This is a genomic window from Pseudomonas sp. LB3P25 (genome assembly GCF_054897985.1).
The window spans coordinates 7,007,592-7,021,297 of sequence record NZ_CM142711.1 but is presented as its reverse complement, the minus strand read 5'-3'; the positions used below and the strand labels follow the sequence as shown (position 1 = coordinate 7,021,297).

Genomic DNA, 13,706 nt, shown 5'->3' with positions numbered 1-13,706 from the left:
GCTTATCTCGCTGTGAAGGCTGTGAGCACATGGCCCAGCCGTTCATTCTGTTCAGGGGTGATTTCGCGACCGGCACCATGGCCGGCGTTGTCCTGCGTGATGTAGGCCAGGCCCGAGAGCCAGTCGCCCAGATACCGCTGCGCCTGGTTCGCCGGTTGCGGCGGCAGCACCGGCACTTGTCCCGGACCGATGTCGGTATAGAACGAGAACAACGGCGCCTTGGCACCAGCACGGCTGTTCGGGCGCTCGTTGACCGGTTTCTGGATGTAGCCGAACCAGGACACGAAATCGCGCAATACGCGTTGCACTTCCAGCACCTGGCGTTCGACCAGTTGATCGCGCCGCGCGCCGCTTTGCGCACGCTTGAGCACCGCGCGGCTCAGTTGGCCGGGCAAGTCCTGGCGGTAACCGGCGGTGATCAGTTCGTCGACGACTGCTTCGATCAACGCCTTTTCCAGCCCCAACAGGTTGAGCAGGCTCTGCCGGGTGGTCAGCTCGCGCAGGTGTGCAATCCAGGCCTTGAAAGCAGCCTTGGCAAAGCGGTGTTCGTTGCTTTGCAGTTCCGGCGCCGGGGTGCCGGTTTTGCTGCTGATTGGTGCTTCGTGACTCAAGTCGTCGCCGAAATCAAAATCGAAACCGGCATCGTTGCCGTACAGGCTCTGGCTCGGCGTCGGGGCGACCGGCTCATCGCTGGCGGCTGGCGCGTCATCGGTTTCGTACACGCCGCTGAGGTACAGGTCGCGTACCTCTTCGCTCGGCATGTCGAGCTGATCGATGAACTCACCGAGCACGGCCGGGCGACGGCCCAGGCCTGACAGAATCATCTGCGCCTGGGCTTTCTTGGCCGCTGCGGCGCCGTCACCGTCGGCGTGATACCAGGTGCTCAGGCCGTGAGTGGTCAGGCCTTCGAGGCATTCGTTCAGCTGCTCGCGGATGCGCTGCAGTTTGAATTCGATGTTGGCCACGCCCTTGAAACTACCGCTGAAGTGGCTGATGCCACCGTCATCGTTGCGCAGCATTTCCTGCCAGGCGTTGGCGGGATTATGAATGTGTTTGCACACCAAATCGTTGCTGGCAAAACTTGTACCCAGCGCATCGATGCGCTCCTGGTAGCTGGCGTTGATGCCGGTTTCGGCTCCGCTGGCGTCTTGCCCGATGAACGCCGCATCCATACGCGGTTTGCGTACCAGGAAGGTGTTCTGGAACGGCGTACCGGCCCAGTCGCTCATCCAGCTCAGGCTGCCGAAGCGCTCAAGCATGGTCAGCTTGACCATGCCATTCCAGCTCTCGTCATACTGATCAGGTGTCAGGCTCAGGGAGTTGGTGATGCGCAGGTCGAGCATGGTCAGCGCCCAGATCAGGCCGGTGTCGCGTTTGCTGCGAGCCGCCGCGTCGGCGCCTTGGGTCTTTTCGATCCAGCGGGTCAGCACTGGGCCGACGTCGTTGACGTCGCTCTGTTTGGTCGAGCCGGTGCAGACCACCAGCGCGTTCATTTCCTGGTTGTCGGTGTAGCGTTCAAACAGGTACGCGACCTTGCCGCGCAGGATCAATTGCGAGACGGAGTTGTCCTTAGTGGCGGATTCCGGGTCGTTGGAGTCAGCGATCTCGTGGAGCTTTTTGCGCCCGCGATAGCCGGGGAAGTCCAGCAAGTCGACCTGATTGACGATGTCATCGGCCGGGGCTTCGATCAGGAAGAAGGTCATCTCGGCGGTCAGTGCCGCGAGTTGCGCGACAGGAATGCCCTGACTGTTTTGCAGGCGTCCGTCGACCTGAGGCCGCACGTCGATCGGCAAGTCTCGCGGGCTGCCGAAGCGCTCGAGGATGTCGACGTTCATGATGCTGTCGCGCTGGCTGTAGGTGTCGTTTTCGAAACTCACCAAGGCCTTTAATGGCGCGAATACGGTCTCGGGCAGGCCCAGCTTGTGCAGCGCGCCGGCCAGTTGCTGGTACACGCGCGTCAGCTCGCTTTGCTCACCCCAAAGGATGGAAAACAGTTCGGCACGTTCCTGGAAATTTAGCCGTGGCGCCAGTTGCAAAGCCGTGGGCCAATACAGGTGCTCAAGCTTCTTCACCGAATTGCGGAAGTTGTCCCGCAGGTAGTCCCACAGCGACACCAGATCATCGGTGCTGACACCCGGTTGCATCGGCCCGGTTTCGCGACCTTCGAACGGTTTCAACACACGCTGGATGCGCTCTTCGTCGATCTCGTAGGAGATCCGCTCAAGGTCGAAATCCTTGAACCAGGAGTTGGCGAGAATCTTCGCCAGCTCGATTTCCTTGAACAACGTCAGCTCGACCGGGAACTGCGAGTCCTGGCTCGGCGTGGCGCGGCGGCTAAAGCGCGTTACCAGGCCGGTGGCCTCCTTGCCGCCACCCACCGGGTTGATGTGCTTGATGAAGTCCAGGCGCTGGCCACCGAAATCGGTTTCCAGTTTGCCATTCTGACCGGCCGCGAGCGCCGAAATCAGGTAGGACTTGCCGGCCTGAGACAAGCCGAAAAAGCCAATGGTCATCGGCGTGCAGGCCACGCGACCCAGGCTGTTAGCCAGGTTGCGGGCACGGTGCAGGCGGATGTTCAGGTTGTCGGCTTCGCTGTCCAGGCGCGGGGCGTTACCGCGCGTCTGGCCAATCCATTCCAGCGCCTGACCGGCACCTTCATAAACAGCGGCCCAACTGGCAGAGAGCTGAGTTTGATCGGGGGTCAGATCATTCATTTGCGTTTCACACTTCCACTGTCGAGCCAGTACTTGGTCTCGCTCAGGCCGGCGTCGAGCATGGTGTTGAGTTCCAGCTCGAGGTCGCTGCGCGGGTTGAAGTTGACGTTGTTACTGTTGGATTCGATGTCGCGAACCGAGAGGCGGTCGCTGACCAGATCCTGCTTGCGCGTGTATTTGTCCGCCGGCTTGACCTCGAACCGCACCTTGAGCAACGGCGCGCTGCCGTTTTCACCGATCGCTCGGGAAAACTTCTCCCGACCGGCCTTGGTGAAACGCAAGGTATACAGCGGCGAGGCGGCCCAGCGGTCGGCGGCCAACTGACGGAAACCGAGGCGCAGGTCACCGCGCATTTCCAGCTGCGGTGTGTCGGCGTCATCGCCCACACCGATCTCCGGCAGTTTGATTTTGTAGTCTTCGGACTGAATGTCGCGGTACAGCACGTCGGCATCCTTGATCACGTTGTTCAGGTCGATGACGCCGATGTGTTTGACCGTCGAATACGGCTTGAGCGCCGAAGAGCGGAAGTAGAAGTTCGGCACGCTGTGGTTGGCGCACAACAGACAGAGCATCGCACCGACCGAAGCGGTACTTTTCGGGTCGTCGATCCGGCCATTCTTGTGGAACGGATACCAGCCGCCGGTGCGGTAATTCTGCAGCGCCAGAATGCGGCCCGGTGGCAGCGGCAGCACCTTGCGAATGAACGCCTGAATGCCGGGCAGTCGCGAAGGGCGGCCGGTCAGCAGCAAGACATCGCACGGGTAGTGCGCGACCACTTCACAGAGCGCGCCGAGGATCTTGGTGATGTTGATTTGATCGTTGAGAAACGCGGCGTGGAGCTTTTGCAGGTCGAAGCCGATCAGCGATTCGTACAAGTCGAAACCGCTCTGACCGCCGACATCGCGGCGCACGGCGGCGTTGACGTAGTCGAGTACGGTCTGACTGATCGCGTTGTCGCCCAGCAACTGGCGGTAACTTTGCGGGCTGACTTCCTGCGGGATTTGCGGGTCGTAATGCTCGTAAGCCTTGAGCAATGCCAGGCCTAATGGTGCGAAAACCTGCAGGTTCAGTTGCTGGCGCAGGATCATGTCCTGCGCGCTGACCGATTCATCGCCACACAACCGCGACATCAGTGAATTCGGGGCTTTGACGCCGGCGTTCTGCAAAGCCTTTTCGAAGCTCGGCAGGATGAAGTCCTGAATCACGTCCAGCAGGATATCGTCGCCAGCCACTTTGAAACCGTCACGGAAGCGCTGCTCGGGCACGATGTGCACGTTGCTGCCACTGCCGGTGTTGCCGGCGCGGTCGAGGCGATAGTCGGTGATCACCAAATCCGTGGTGCCACCGCCGATGTCGATGGTCGCCAAGGTGATGCGTTCGCGATCAGTCTTGTCGGGGCGGGCGATGGTGTCGAAAAACTCTTCCGGGTGACCGGCGAAGTTCTCATTGACCTCGGTGTACAGGTACACCAACTGTCCGCAGGAGGCTTCGTCCCATTCGACGCGGATGCTCGGGATCGGCGTGCGCGGGCTGACGGCCTGATCCTGATGCGGGTCTTCCTCGCCGGCGTGCCAGCCGAGGCTTTTCCACACCAGGCCGATGGCTTGCAGCATGCGTTCGTTGAGAATGCTGCGCTCGGCCTGGGGCATGCCCGGCGGCACGGTCAGGGTGATGCTGTTGAGCTGGCGCGGCACGCGGGTGTGACCCTGGCGCGAGCGTTGGGCCGGGCTGTTGATTTGCGACAGCGCCTGGGCCAGCACTTCGGCGAGCATGAAGGTCATCAGCGAGCTGCGCGAGTAACGCGGCATGAACACTGGCAAACGATCGTCTTCTTCGAGGCTGTAAAGCGCCTCGCCGGTTTCGTTGATCAGGTGCGAGAACGGCGCGGCGGTGGCGTACGGTTCGTTGTCGGTCTTGATGTACGAGCAGTTGAAACGCCAGCCGTGGCCGTAGGCGTTTTCGTCCCACAAGTAACGTTTCGGGCTGGACAGGCCAGTGGAGCCTTCGGTGCCGCGACGACGGCTGGCCAAGCGACCGGCCTCATTACCGACGCGGGCAATCGTCGCCCACTGGAATGCATCGTGCCGGCCGCTTTTGACCGAGCAGTGATCCTTGCCGAAATACGCCTGGGCGAACTCGACGCGGCTTTCGAACGGCAGGTTGTAGGTGTGCTCGGGGGTGATCAGGTCGCGCAGTTCCAGCACGTAATTCTGCTTCAGCCCGGAGCCGGCCTGACCGTGGTTCTCGATCAGAATGCCGCAGGTGCGCGAGTTGCCGACGTCCAGCACCAGGTCCACCGGAATCGGTTTGACCAGGCCATTGCTGTCGTTGGCGACCACTTTCAGTTCAGGGATTTCAACTTTCGGCCGGGCCGCTGATTGCGCCGCTGCGGAGGGCGTGCTCAACAGGCTCAGCAAGTTGAGGTAATGCGCCAGGTGATGGTTGGCGCGGATATCGATGTCGAGCTCTTCGCGCGAACGATGGGCGTTGCCCTCGTTGAACACTTCCAGCAGCCATTCGTTGACCCATGGCTGCGCCAGGAACCAACGGGTTTCTCTGGCCTTGGTCGCCAGTTTGAAGGACACGCCGGAACTGATGTCTTCTTCGTTCGGCGCCAGGTAAGCGGTGCCGTCACGCTTGGGCATGACACGGCTGTCGAAAGCCATCGTCAGGCGGTGGGTGTTGCCGTCGATGTCGGGCGTGGCCAGTTTCACCAGGCGCATGCGCGACCAGTTGCTCGGGCCTTCGTCGAAGCGGTGCGGCGGCATGAAACGGAAAAACGGGATCGGCAGCCAGACACCGTCCAGCAGATCCAGGCTGCTTTTCATGTCGACGCTGAACGCTGGTTTGGCCTTCTCGACCTTTTCCGGTTCGGGCTCGTAGAAGTAGAAGTCTTTCTCTTCGTTGTACATCAGGCGGCAGATCAGCCCGCTGATCATCGGTGCAAACTCGCCCGCCGGTTCCTTGCGGGGGTCCAGGCGCAGGGCGAAATCCATGAACTGAATGCCGGTATCGCTGACCAGCGTGACGGTGTCTTCGAATTGGGTGACTTCAGGCAACATGTCGGGTTATTCCGTGCTTATTCGCCCATTTGCCGCATGGACATGGGGAATTGATCTTTTCCGTAACCGCCGGTGCAGTCCGCGACCGTGGTCGCCCCTTTGCGGCAGTTGACCTTGGGCATGTCGTAAGTGCTGCCATCGCCACACACGGCCTGGCCCTGACTGTCGATAGCCAGGCTGCCGCCCTTCATGGTGGCGCTCACCGGCCCGCTGCATTTCGTGCCGTCGGCCTGATGTACGGTGACTTCGCCCTTACCGTCCTTGAGCTGGTATTCCAGACGCAGGGGTTTGCCGGTCCGGCGATCCTGAATACCAGCCCCGGCGCGGTACTGACCGTCGAGGAACTTGGCGGCACCGTCGGCGGCGCCTGGCGGGATGCTCAGGGGAGGGCCGGCTTTTGCGGCGGCGGATTTTTCTGCTTCGGGCGATGTGACAGCAGGCGGCGCGGTTTTGTTTTCGGGTGGCGCGGTTGGGGATTCGGCTGCCGGGTCTTTGGCCAGGTCTGCCGGTACGGCATCAGCCTCGTTACCCTCGATGGCCGGCGCTTCCACGCCATGCGTTCCGGTCACAGCGGTGCCGGTTCCCGTGGTGGAGCCTACAACGGTGCCCATCACAGGAAGGCCATTGAGCGTCGTGGCATTGCCGGTCAGTTGTGGTTCTTCCAGTTGCCTTTCAACAGGCACGACGCCCTCGGGGAGCAGATTGACCGCCACCAGTGGAATCGGCACGCAACCGCGCAAGCCGAGTAATAGCCACAAAAGCAGCAGCAAGAACGGCAGCAGCAACAGCCACCACCAGCGCCGCCACCACGGACGAGCAACCACCGGCACGACGGGCGCAACCACGGGCGCGGCTTCGACCACGGGTGGCAGCGTAAACGCGGGCGGAACTTGATAGAGGCAGTGCAAGGGATCGCGATTGCCGGTACCGGCATGCTCGAAACCCCAAAAGGTCAGCACCGGTTTGCCTTGCACCAGGTAGACGAAGTTTTCGTCGGGGAAATGAATCACACGCTTTAGCAGCTTGCCGAACACGGCTTTGTCGCCTTGCTGCTGTTCGGCTGGATCAGTGCCCAGGAAACGCTGGCTCAATTCGTCGAGCGCGGTCTTCAGCGCTTCAAGTTGGCGGCGGGCAGGGGCGCGTTCTTCTTCGGTCGCGCTGCTCCACGGGATCACATCGCCGTCGAGGCCGCTGTACCAGTCGATCTGGTTACCGAGCTCATCGCTTTGAGGGATGGCCAAGTGATCGACCATTTCGGGGTTCTTGCGGCGAATGGCTTCGCGCAATTGCAGGGCTGCCCGGTAGACCGGTTGACCTGTTTCGCCCAGGGCAGTGAATGACCCGCTCTTACCGCTGCGTAATAGTGCCCCGCGCATTCAAACTCCATATGTTCCGTTGCGCAAAAATGACAGACAAAGGTGTCTGTTCTTGCTCCTGCAATTAGCTGGCGACCTTAATGGCATAATGATGTCGCCGTCAATCAGCGGAGGTCCAAAACCGTATGAGACTAGCGTAAGTGTGCGGAGGTTGCATGAGGTCAATGTGAATTGACTTGGGAAGGCTCGAACGTGTGCTTTTTTAATCTTGCTGAATCGTTTCATCAAGGCTATAAAAACGACACAACTCCAAGAAAGGCTCCTGTCATGACTCGGCTCAAACTCATCATCGCTCTCGGCGCGCTGTCGGCTACCTCCCACGCCATGGCCTGGGATTACGTCCTGCTCGACACCGACAAAGCGGCCCAGAACTGGCAGATCACCAGTCAGCAGCTTGGCATCAAAACCGATAAACCCTTCTCGGTCACCCTGCGCACCTTGCACGGTGGACGGCAGGAGGGCGTCAGCATTGTCGACATCGATAACGGCACGATGAAACTCTCGGTGGTGCCGACCCGCGGGATGAACGTCCTGCAGGCGTCGGTCGGTGATGTGCGCATGGGTTGGGATTCGCCGGTCAAGGATGTGGTCAATCCGTCCTTCATCGAACTGAACGGCCGCGGAGGGCTGGGCTGGCTCGAGGGTTTTAACGAACTGGTCGTCCGCTGTGGCTACGAGTGGGTCGGCCACCCCGGCATGGACAACGGTGAACTGCTGACGCTCCACGGCCGCGCCGCCAACATCCCGGCCAGCAAAGTCACGTTGCACATCGATGAAAAGCCGCCTTACGCCATCAGCCTGCGCGGTGAACTGAAAGAGCAGGCGTTCAAGAAAGTCGACTTCTCTGTCGCGACCGAGCTGGTCACTGAACCCGGCAGCGTCGCTTTTGCCCTCAACGACACGCTGACCAACAACGGCGACTATCCGAAGGAATACCAGGCGCTGTACCACAGCAACTTCAGCACGCCTTTTCTGGAGCAGGGAGCGCGTTTCGTTGCGCCGGTGAAGCAGGTGTCGCCGTTCAATGACAAGGCCAAGGGCGATCTGCCGGACTGGCAAACCTACCGTGCGCCGACCAAGGACTACGACGAGACGGTTTACAACGTGGTGCCTTATGCCGACGCCAAGGGCGATACGCTGACCGTGCTGCATAACAAGGCAGGCAGCCTCGGGGTTTCGGTGGGTTTCAATACTCAACAGTTGCCGGTGTTTTCGCTGTGGAAAAACACGGATACGCAAGGGCAGGGATATGTGACCGGATTGGAGCCGGGGACGAGTTTTTCCTACAACCGTCGGTATCAGCGGCCGCTTGGTCTGGTGCCGATGATTGGGGTGAAGGAGCAGAAGCAGTTTCAGATCCGGTATAGCTTGCTGGTGGATAAAGGGGCTGTGGATAAGGCTTTGAAAACTGTGAGCGACATTCAGGGTGGTCGGGAGACTGAGGTGCGGCAGGCGCCGTTGGTGGATTTGAGCAAGGAGTAAACTCGCGTTAACTCCCTGTCCGTCGAGAGAGCGAGATGAGCAGTAATGCCTGCGATAGGTATTCACTGCTCGTTGAGGTGTCAAAAGGGAAGCCTCATTTTTGAAGCTTGTGCGGCATCAAACAAACGCCGGATGAAGTCGAAGTCGTTCCAGGTTTGATTGGTATAAAACCGGTATTCTTTGTCTTCGATATCATCGAAGTAATAGATAACGTACTCCGCATATTTTTCATCGGAGTTGAAGCTGTAACGCAGAGAAAGGGAAAAGCCTGTTTCTTTTAGTTTTACGAACGAGTTGTTGTCGTCATAACTCCAGGAAAATTCGCCTTGTTCCGTCTTCTCGGTCAACGCTCTTACAAAGTTCAGGAATCTAGGCGGTAACATATTGTCGCCTTCTGGCCGGGTTAAGCTTTTCAAAATTCTCTTTGACGTTTTCACGCTGAGGCAGGCCGATATTGCAATGCTTCCGCCAAGTGCTCGCGTGTAATTGCATTCACCTGTTCAAGATCTGCCAATGTACGGGCTACCTTGAGCAGACGGTGGGCCGACCGGAGTGATAAGGTCAAACGCTCGCAAGCAGTTTCCAGCCACGCTTCGTCAGTTGTGGATAACTTGCAGTGTCGACGCAGCCCTGGCAAATCAAGGAAGGCGTTGGCGCAACCTTGGCGTTTGTGTTGCCGCTCCCGGGCGTCGGCGACCAGCACCGCAGCAGTGGCTGTGTCATCACCGGGTTTGAGCGCAGGGTTCAACGCCGTGGCTTCCCGAGCGACGGTCAGGTGCAGGTCGATCCGATCCAGTAGAGGCCCCGACAATTTGTTGCGATAACGCTGGACCATGTCCGGTGTACAACTGCATTTGCCGCTGGGTTCGCCAAGATATCCACAGGGACACGGGTTCATTGCGGCCACCAATTGAAAGCGCGCCGGAAACCTCACGCGATCCTTGGCGCGGGAAATCACGATGTGACCGGACTCCAGCGGCTCCCTTAAAACCTCCAACACCTTGCGGTCGAATTCCGGGAGTTCATCGAGGAATAGAACGCCATGATGGGCTAGGGTGATTTCGCCGGGTTGTGGCTTCGAACCGCCGCCCACCAACGCCGGGCCGGAGGCCGAGTGATGGGGCTGGCGGAACGGTCGTTGCGGCCAGTGGCTCAAGGGCACGCAACTGGTGACGGATTGAATGGCAGCGACTTCCAGCGCTTCATTTTCGGCTAACGGGGGAAGCAGCCCCGGCAACCGACTCGCTAACAGCGTTTTTCCGGTCCCCGGCGGTCCGCTGAACAGCAGATTGTAGATGAATGCACCAAATGAAGAAAATGCGTTCCTACGCGCATTCCGCACGCCCAGCGGCACCTTACTCCCACGAGATTGCACACAGCGTCACGCCGCAACATGGCCCCGCGTCTGGGGGCGTCTACCGCTAGTCAACTTAATCGAAATAAGTGTTGCAATATCGCCAGAAGTGTGATTTATCACTTGACAAGATGGACTAGTAGTGCTACCATGTGTGCTTAGTTAGATAAATCCATCAAGTAACTTCCCCTAAAGTTTCCCGCCTGCCGACGACATAGTTAGGCCTAATCCTTGCCGAACTATGTTGTTAAGTACTTGTGGTCGGTCCAAGTGCAGAAGATCGACGTTGTTCCTTAGGAAGTGTCGCCATAATGGCTATAGGGCTAGGCATATCCCTATTGTCGTTAATGCCAGTCCTCGACCGTCAGGACGCAACAGAAGACGGTCACTGATTCAAGTTCCTGCAATGCAGGAAGTCTCCCGCACTACTCAGTGCAAACAACTGATAGCCGGTTCCCCCGAAACTCTCATACGGAGTTAGGGGTTTTCTTTGGCTTGTCGAAAACAACTACACACTCAGAGATACAACTAATGATAAAGCGTTATCCGCTTAAGCGGAAATACTGCCATCACTGCGGGGCTATGTATTATAGCCGAAGTCACCGCAGTCGCTGGTGTACTGGGACATGCCAAACTCGAAACTACCGTGCTGTCCTGAAGCAAACACAGGCTGAATTAGAGCTAGAGTTCAATGCACAAGGGACACACCAACAATCCAACCAACAAGAAGCGGCAGCATGACAAAACAACTTTATGTGGAGGTCGATAAATTCCACACCGGAATCATGGGTCTGACAGATCGTATAGGCGAGTCAAGCCGATATGAGTATGTGCCTGTTACTCAGGCTGAAGTCGATTTCATCAATCGTCTTGAGAATGAGGTATTTCCCTCGGGAACTATTGCAACACTTGGTGACCTGGAATTTTATCGGGCGGGGCAGCAGAAGGTTGCGAAGGCTAAGCAAGCTCATGCAGTAGCACAGGAGAATTTCGCTAAAGCCAAGGCAGCAATTAGCATGGCCAAGGCTGAACTGAAGTTGTTCATGAGCAATGCTGCTGCTGAGCGAGGCCTCACCGTTGCAGAATTGGAAGCCCTTCTAGATGACCGCCAGAAGCGCCTTACAGCCGCCAACGACGCAAGCAATAACAAACCATCCCCTGACGACGACAAGGCCCGCCAGAGTCTTATAGCGCAGATCAAAACACGTAAGAAATCCAATTAATCATAAGGTACAACAAGCATGACAACTACAGCTACACACGTGTACGGCACTAACGTTATCGAAATCGAAAAACACAGTGACACAGAACTACACAAACTAATTAAGCAGGGCGAAGTGCAATACTTCCGTAACTGCATGTCGCCAGCATATCCAGACTTGGGTGTGAACGTGTCTTGGGTAAGTGAGGAGCCGCTAACTCACGCTCTTAATGAACTAGCAAGCTGGTTTAAAGACGGGTACACCGTTGCAACTTCTCTTTGTCGTCCACTGTATCTTAGCGTGCAGCTCAAGAAACCGACGACTATTGTCGACGCCGATCTTCTTGAAGTTGCGGAGCAGGCGAAGGTTAAATATACGGCAGACCGTTACCAGCGTAACCAACTCGAAACTCGCCGACAAATGGACATTACAATTTCTCGACGAGCCCGTGAAGCGGCTGCGGCTAAAGCTAAAGCAGAGGCAGAACTTCAGGTAAGCGAAGAAGAGTTCGCACTTTCTAATTTGCTCGCCGCGTACTCGCCAAAGAAAGCCTCGACAGCTAAGTAACTTCTCCCGCACTATATCCGCCTTCCTTGAAACGCTATCCCCGATGGTCAAGCCGAAACGGCCCAACTGACTACGTCGGTTTTCTGCTGTCTGGTGAAAGGCGTTTGGTGGCGGCAGGTAGGCTGGGGATTGCATCCGTTTCAGGCTATCACCCGCGAGTTAGACGCCCCCAGCCGACTTTCATTTTGCAGAACTTCCATTTCTACGGAGTACCCACCATGAGGATTTCCCTCAACGATTCATCCACAGGGCGTCTGCTTGCCTTCATGCAGGCGCGTGGCATTACCAACCCAACACACGGTCTGAACGTGCTTATCGCCGAGGCCGCACAAAGATCCCTGATCCCAGTAAAAGTGGACAACGATGGCAACGACACCCCTAACCACAATCAAGCAGCTTGAAGTCCCCTGCGCCAACTGCGGAACATTGTTTAACCGCAGGCCCGGTGGCCGCTCAACGTGCAATAGCGCCTGCAAGTCGGCAGCACAGCGTAAGCAGAAGGCACCCAAGATCACCCGCCAGCAGCAGAAGGTGCAGCACCGTAGAGAGCGTCTGACTGAAAATGCGTTTGGTTTGTGGTTCATTGAGCAGGCCGAGCGGGCAGGCACTGTTCAGACTTATCAGGGCATCGATGCTGCGGGTCTTCATCAGTTGTTAGCCCTGCACAACTACCGTAAGAAGCGGTACGGCTGGGTTGAAGCAGGCCACGGCAAAGACGCGTATCACCTCTGTCATGTGCAAGGTCTCAAGGGGCGTGATGGTTCCACCGGCCTGACAACTTCGCTGAACCTGTTCGTTGGCCTCGATCATCTGAACCAGCGGCACGGCAACAAGCCCGTAAACGCTTGGGCGGGTGCATCGATTCCCAAGTCGGCACGGCAGCGGAAGTGGGACATCACCCCCGGCATGACGCTGGTCCAGAAGCTACAAAAGCTTGCCGATTTCCTTGGCCTTGAACTGGATACCTTCCTTGATGAACTGGACAAGATGCCCCAGCGGACTGCACGACTGCGGTTAGCCAGGTCGATACACAAGCGGCAGGGTGACGAACTGTACGAGCCGCTAGACCGTCGCTATACCTTGGCGGAACTTGAATCGAGAAAGATGCCGGAGTTGCAGGCACTGGAAGCCATTCAGGAAGGCTGGGAACAGGAAGGCGGGGAGCGGAGCAAGGATTTCCTTTTCAGCAACTGCCCACCCGATTCACAGTTGGGCGTAATGCACGATGAGTTGAAACGGTTCTCTGCGGATCTACCGGAAGGCAAACATCGGGATAACTGTCGCTCCATGTTGTCGCTGGTGCGAGTGATCGGAAGTTACCTTGCCCCGATCAAAGACGCACAAGGCAAGGCCAGAGGTCGCTTCGACTTCCCGAACGCTATTTGGACACCAGTACAGTACTTCTGCCCCCAGAACCCATGGAAAACGTCAGCCCGTATTCTGGATTCTGACCGACAAGCTTTGGTTACATCGATCATCGAAGCAGCCCACAACGCATTACAGGGCCTGACCATCGACGGCGAAGCATTGAAGGAACAACTTGAAGAGCGCCTGCATCTGCAAACACTAGTGCCGGTAGTGATGGCCCCCGACCAGATGGCTTGGGAAGCTTGTGGAGCGAACTGGATCACCTTCATCGACAACTTGTACAACTCGTTTGAGGGTACATGGCAGGCGCTGCTGGATCTGGGTATCTGCACTGAATCGCAAGTCTTTGCCGCTCAGGATTGCGTCCTGCGGAGTTTGCAAGTTGCTATAGAGCAGGGGCGTGAACAGTACCGTAACGACCGCATGTACACGGTGTTTGGCGTGCAATTCCAACGCTACCCGGCGTATCTGGAGTTCCCGCCAGTATCAGCGGAACCGGTGTCCCTAGCTGCGTAAATGCAGGGGCCTCATTTCTGGAAACGACACCCTACTACTCGGGTGGGCCAGCATCAGCCCCAAGA

The 13,706-nt window shown here is 57.8% G+C and carries 9 protein-coding genes and 1 pseudogene; 5 read left to right on the top strand and 5 right to left on the bottom strand.

The annotated features are described in order from the left end of the window. Positions 1-2: 2 nt before the first annotated feature. From ACYZTW_RS32375 to ACYZTW_RS32365, 3 genes are read right to left on the bottom strand one after another with little or no spacing between them, the layout of a single operon-like run. Positions 3-2,714 carry a putative virulence factor gene (locus ACYZTW_RS32375; protein WP_462003242.1) on the bottom strand — a complete coding sequence of 904 codons (2,712 nt, stop codon included), beginning with the start codon at positions 2,712-2,714 and terminating at the stop codon, positions 3-5. Further along, positions 2,711-5,776 (bottom strand): virulence factor SrfB, encoded by a 3,066-nt coding sequence (locus ACYZTW_RS32370; RefSeq protein ID WP_462003241.1) that lies wholly within the window; start codon positions 5,774-5,776, stop codon positions 2,711-2,713. The genes ACYZTW_RS32375 and ACYZTW_RS32370 overlap by 4 nt, the downstream gene beginning before the upstream one ends. A 17-nt stretch (positions 5,777-5,793) precedes the next feature. After that, on the bottom strand, positions 5,794-7,152 hold the full coding sequence (locus ACYZTW_RS32365) for an SrfA family protein (protein ID WP_462003240.1): 1,359 nt from the start codon (positions 7,150-7,152) through the stop codon (positions 5,794-5,796). 267 nt (positions 7,153-7,419) lie between these two features. On the opposite strand from ACYZTW_RS32365, the gene ACYZTW_RS32360 reads away from it, so the two are divergent. After that, on the top strand, positions 7,420-8,634 hold the full coding sequence (locus ACYZTW_RS32360; RefSeq protein ID WP_462003239.1) for an aldose 1-epimerase family protein: 1,215 nt from the start codon (positions 7,420-7,422) through the stop codon (positions 8,632-8,634). Between the two features lie 80 nt (positions 8,635-8,714). Here ACYZTW_RS32360 and ACYZTW_RS32355 read toward each other — a convergent pair whose 3' ends face one another. Together ACYZTW_RS32355 and ACYZTW_RS32350 are read right to left on the bottom strand one after the other, a co-directional pair. Then, positions 8,715-9,050 carry a hypothetical protein gene (locus ACYZTW_RS32355; protein ID WP_415765918.1) on the bottom strand — a complete coding sequence of 112 codons (336 nt, stop codon included), beginning with the start codon at positions 9,048-9,050 and terminating at the stop codon, positions 8,715-8,717. A gap of 17 nt (positions 9,051-9,067) precedes the next feature. Then, positions 9,068-9,931 (bottom strand): annotated as a pseudogene (locus ACYZTW_RS32350) (YifB family Mg chelatase-like AAA ATPase); the annotation flags it as partial. 794 nt (positions 9,932-10,725) lie between these two features. On the opposite strand from ACYZTW_RS32350, the gene ACYZTW_RS32345 reads away from it, so the two are divergent. The 4 genes from ACYZTW_RS32345 to ACYZTW_RS32330 all read left to right on the top strand — a co-directional run bounded on the left by ACYZTW_RS32345 (position 10,726) and on the right by ACYZTW_RS32330 (position 13,641). After that, positions 10,726-11,211 (top strand): hypothetical protein, encoded by a 486-nt coding sequence (locus tag ACYZTW_RS32345; protein WP_462003238.1) that lies wholly within the window; start codon positions 10,726-10,728, stop codon positions 11,209-11,211. Between the two features lie 18 nt (positions 11,212-11,229). Then, complete coding sequence (locus ACYZTW_RS32340) at positions 11,230-11,757, top strand: hypothetical protein (RefSeq protein ID WP_462003237.1); 528 nt, start codon at positions 11,230-11,232, stop codon at positions 11,755-11,757. Positions 11,758-11,975: 218 nt separating this feature from the next. After that, positions 11,976-12,158: a hypothetical protein gene (locus ACYZTW_RS32335; protein ID WP_462003236.1), complete on the top strand. Its 183-nt coding sequence runs from the start codon at positions 11,976-11,978 to the stop codon at positions 12,156-12,158. Next, positions 12,121-13,641, top strand: coding sequence for a hypothetical protein (locus ACYZTW_RS32330; protein ID WP_462003235.1), 1,521 nt, complete (start codon positions 12,121-12,123; stop codon positions 13,639-13,641). Before ACYZTW_RS32335 ends, ACYZTW_RS32330 begins: the two co-directional genes overlap by 38 nt. The last annotated feature ends 65 nt before the right edge of the window (positions 13,642-13,706 follow it).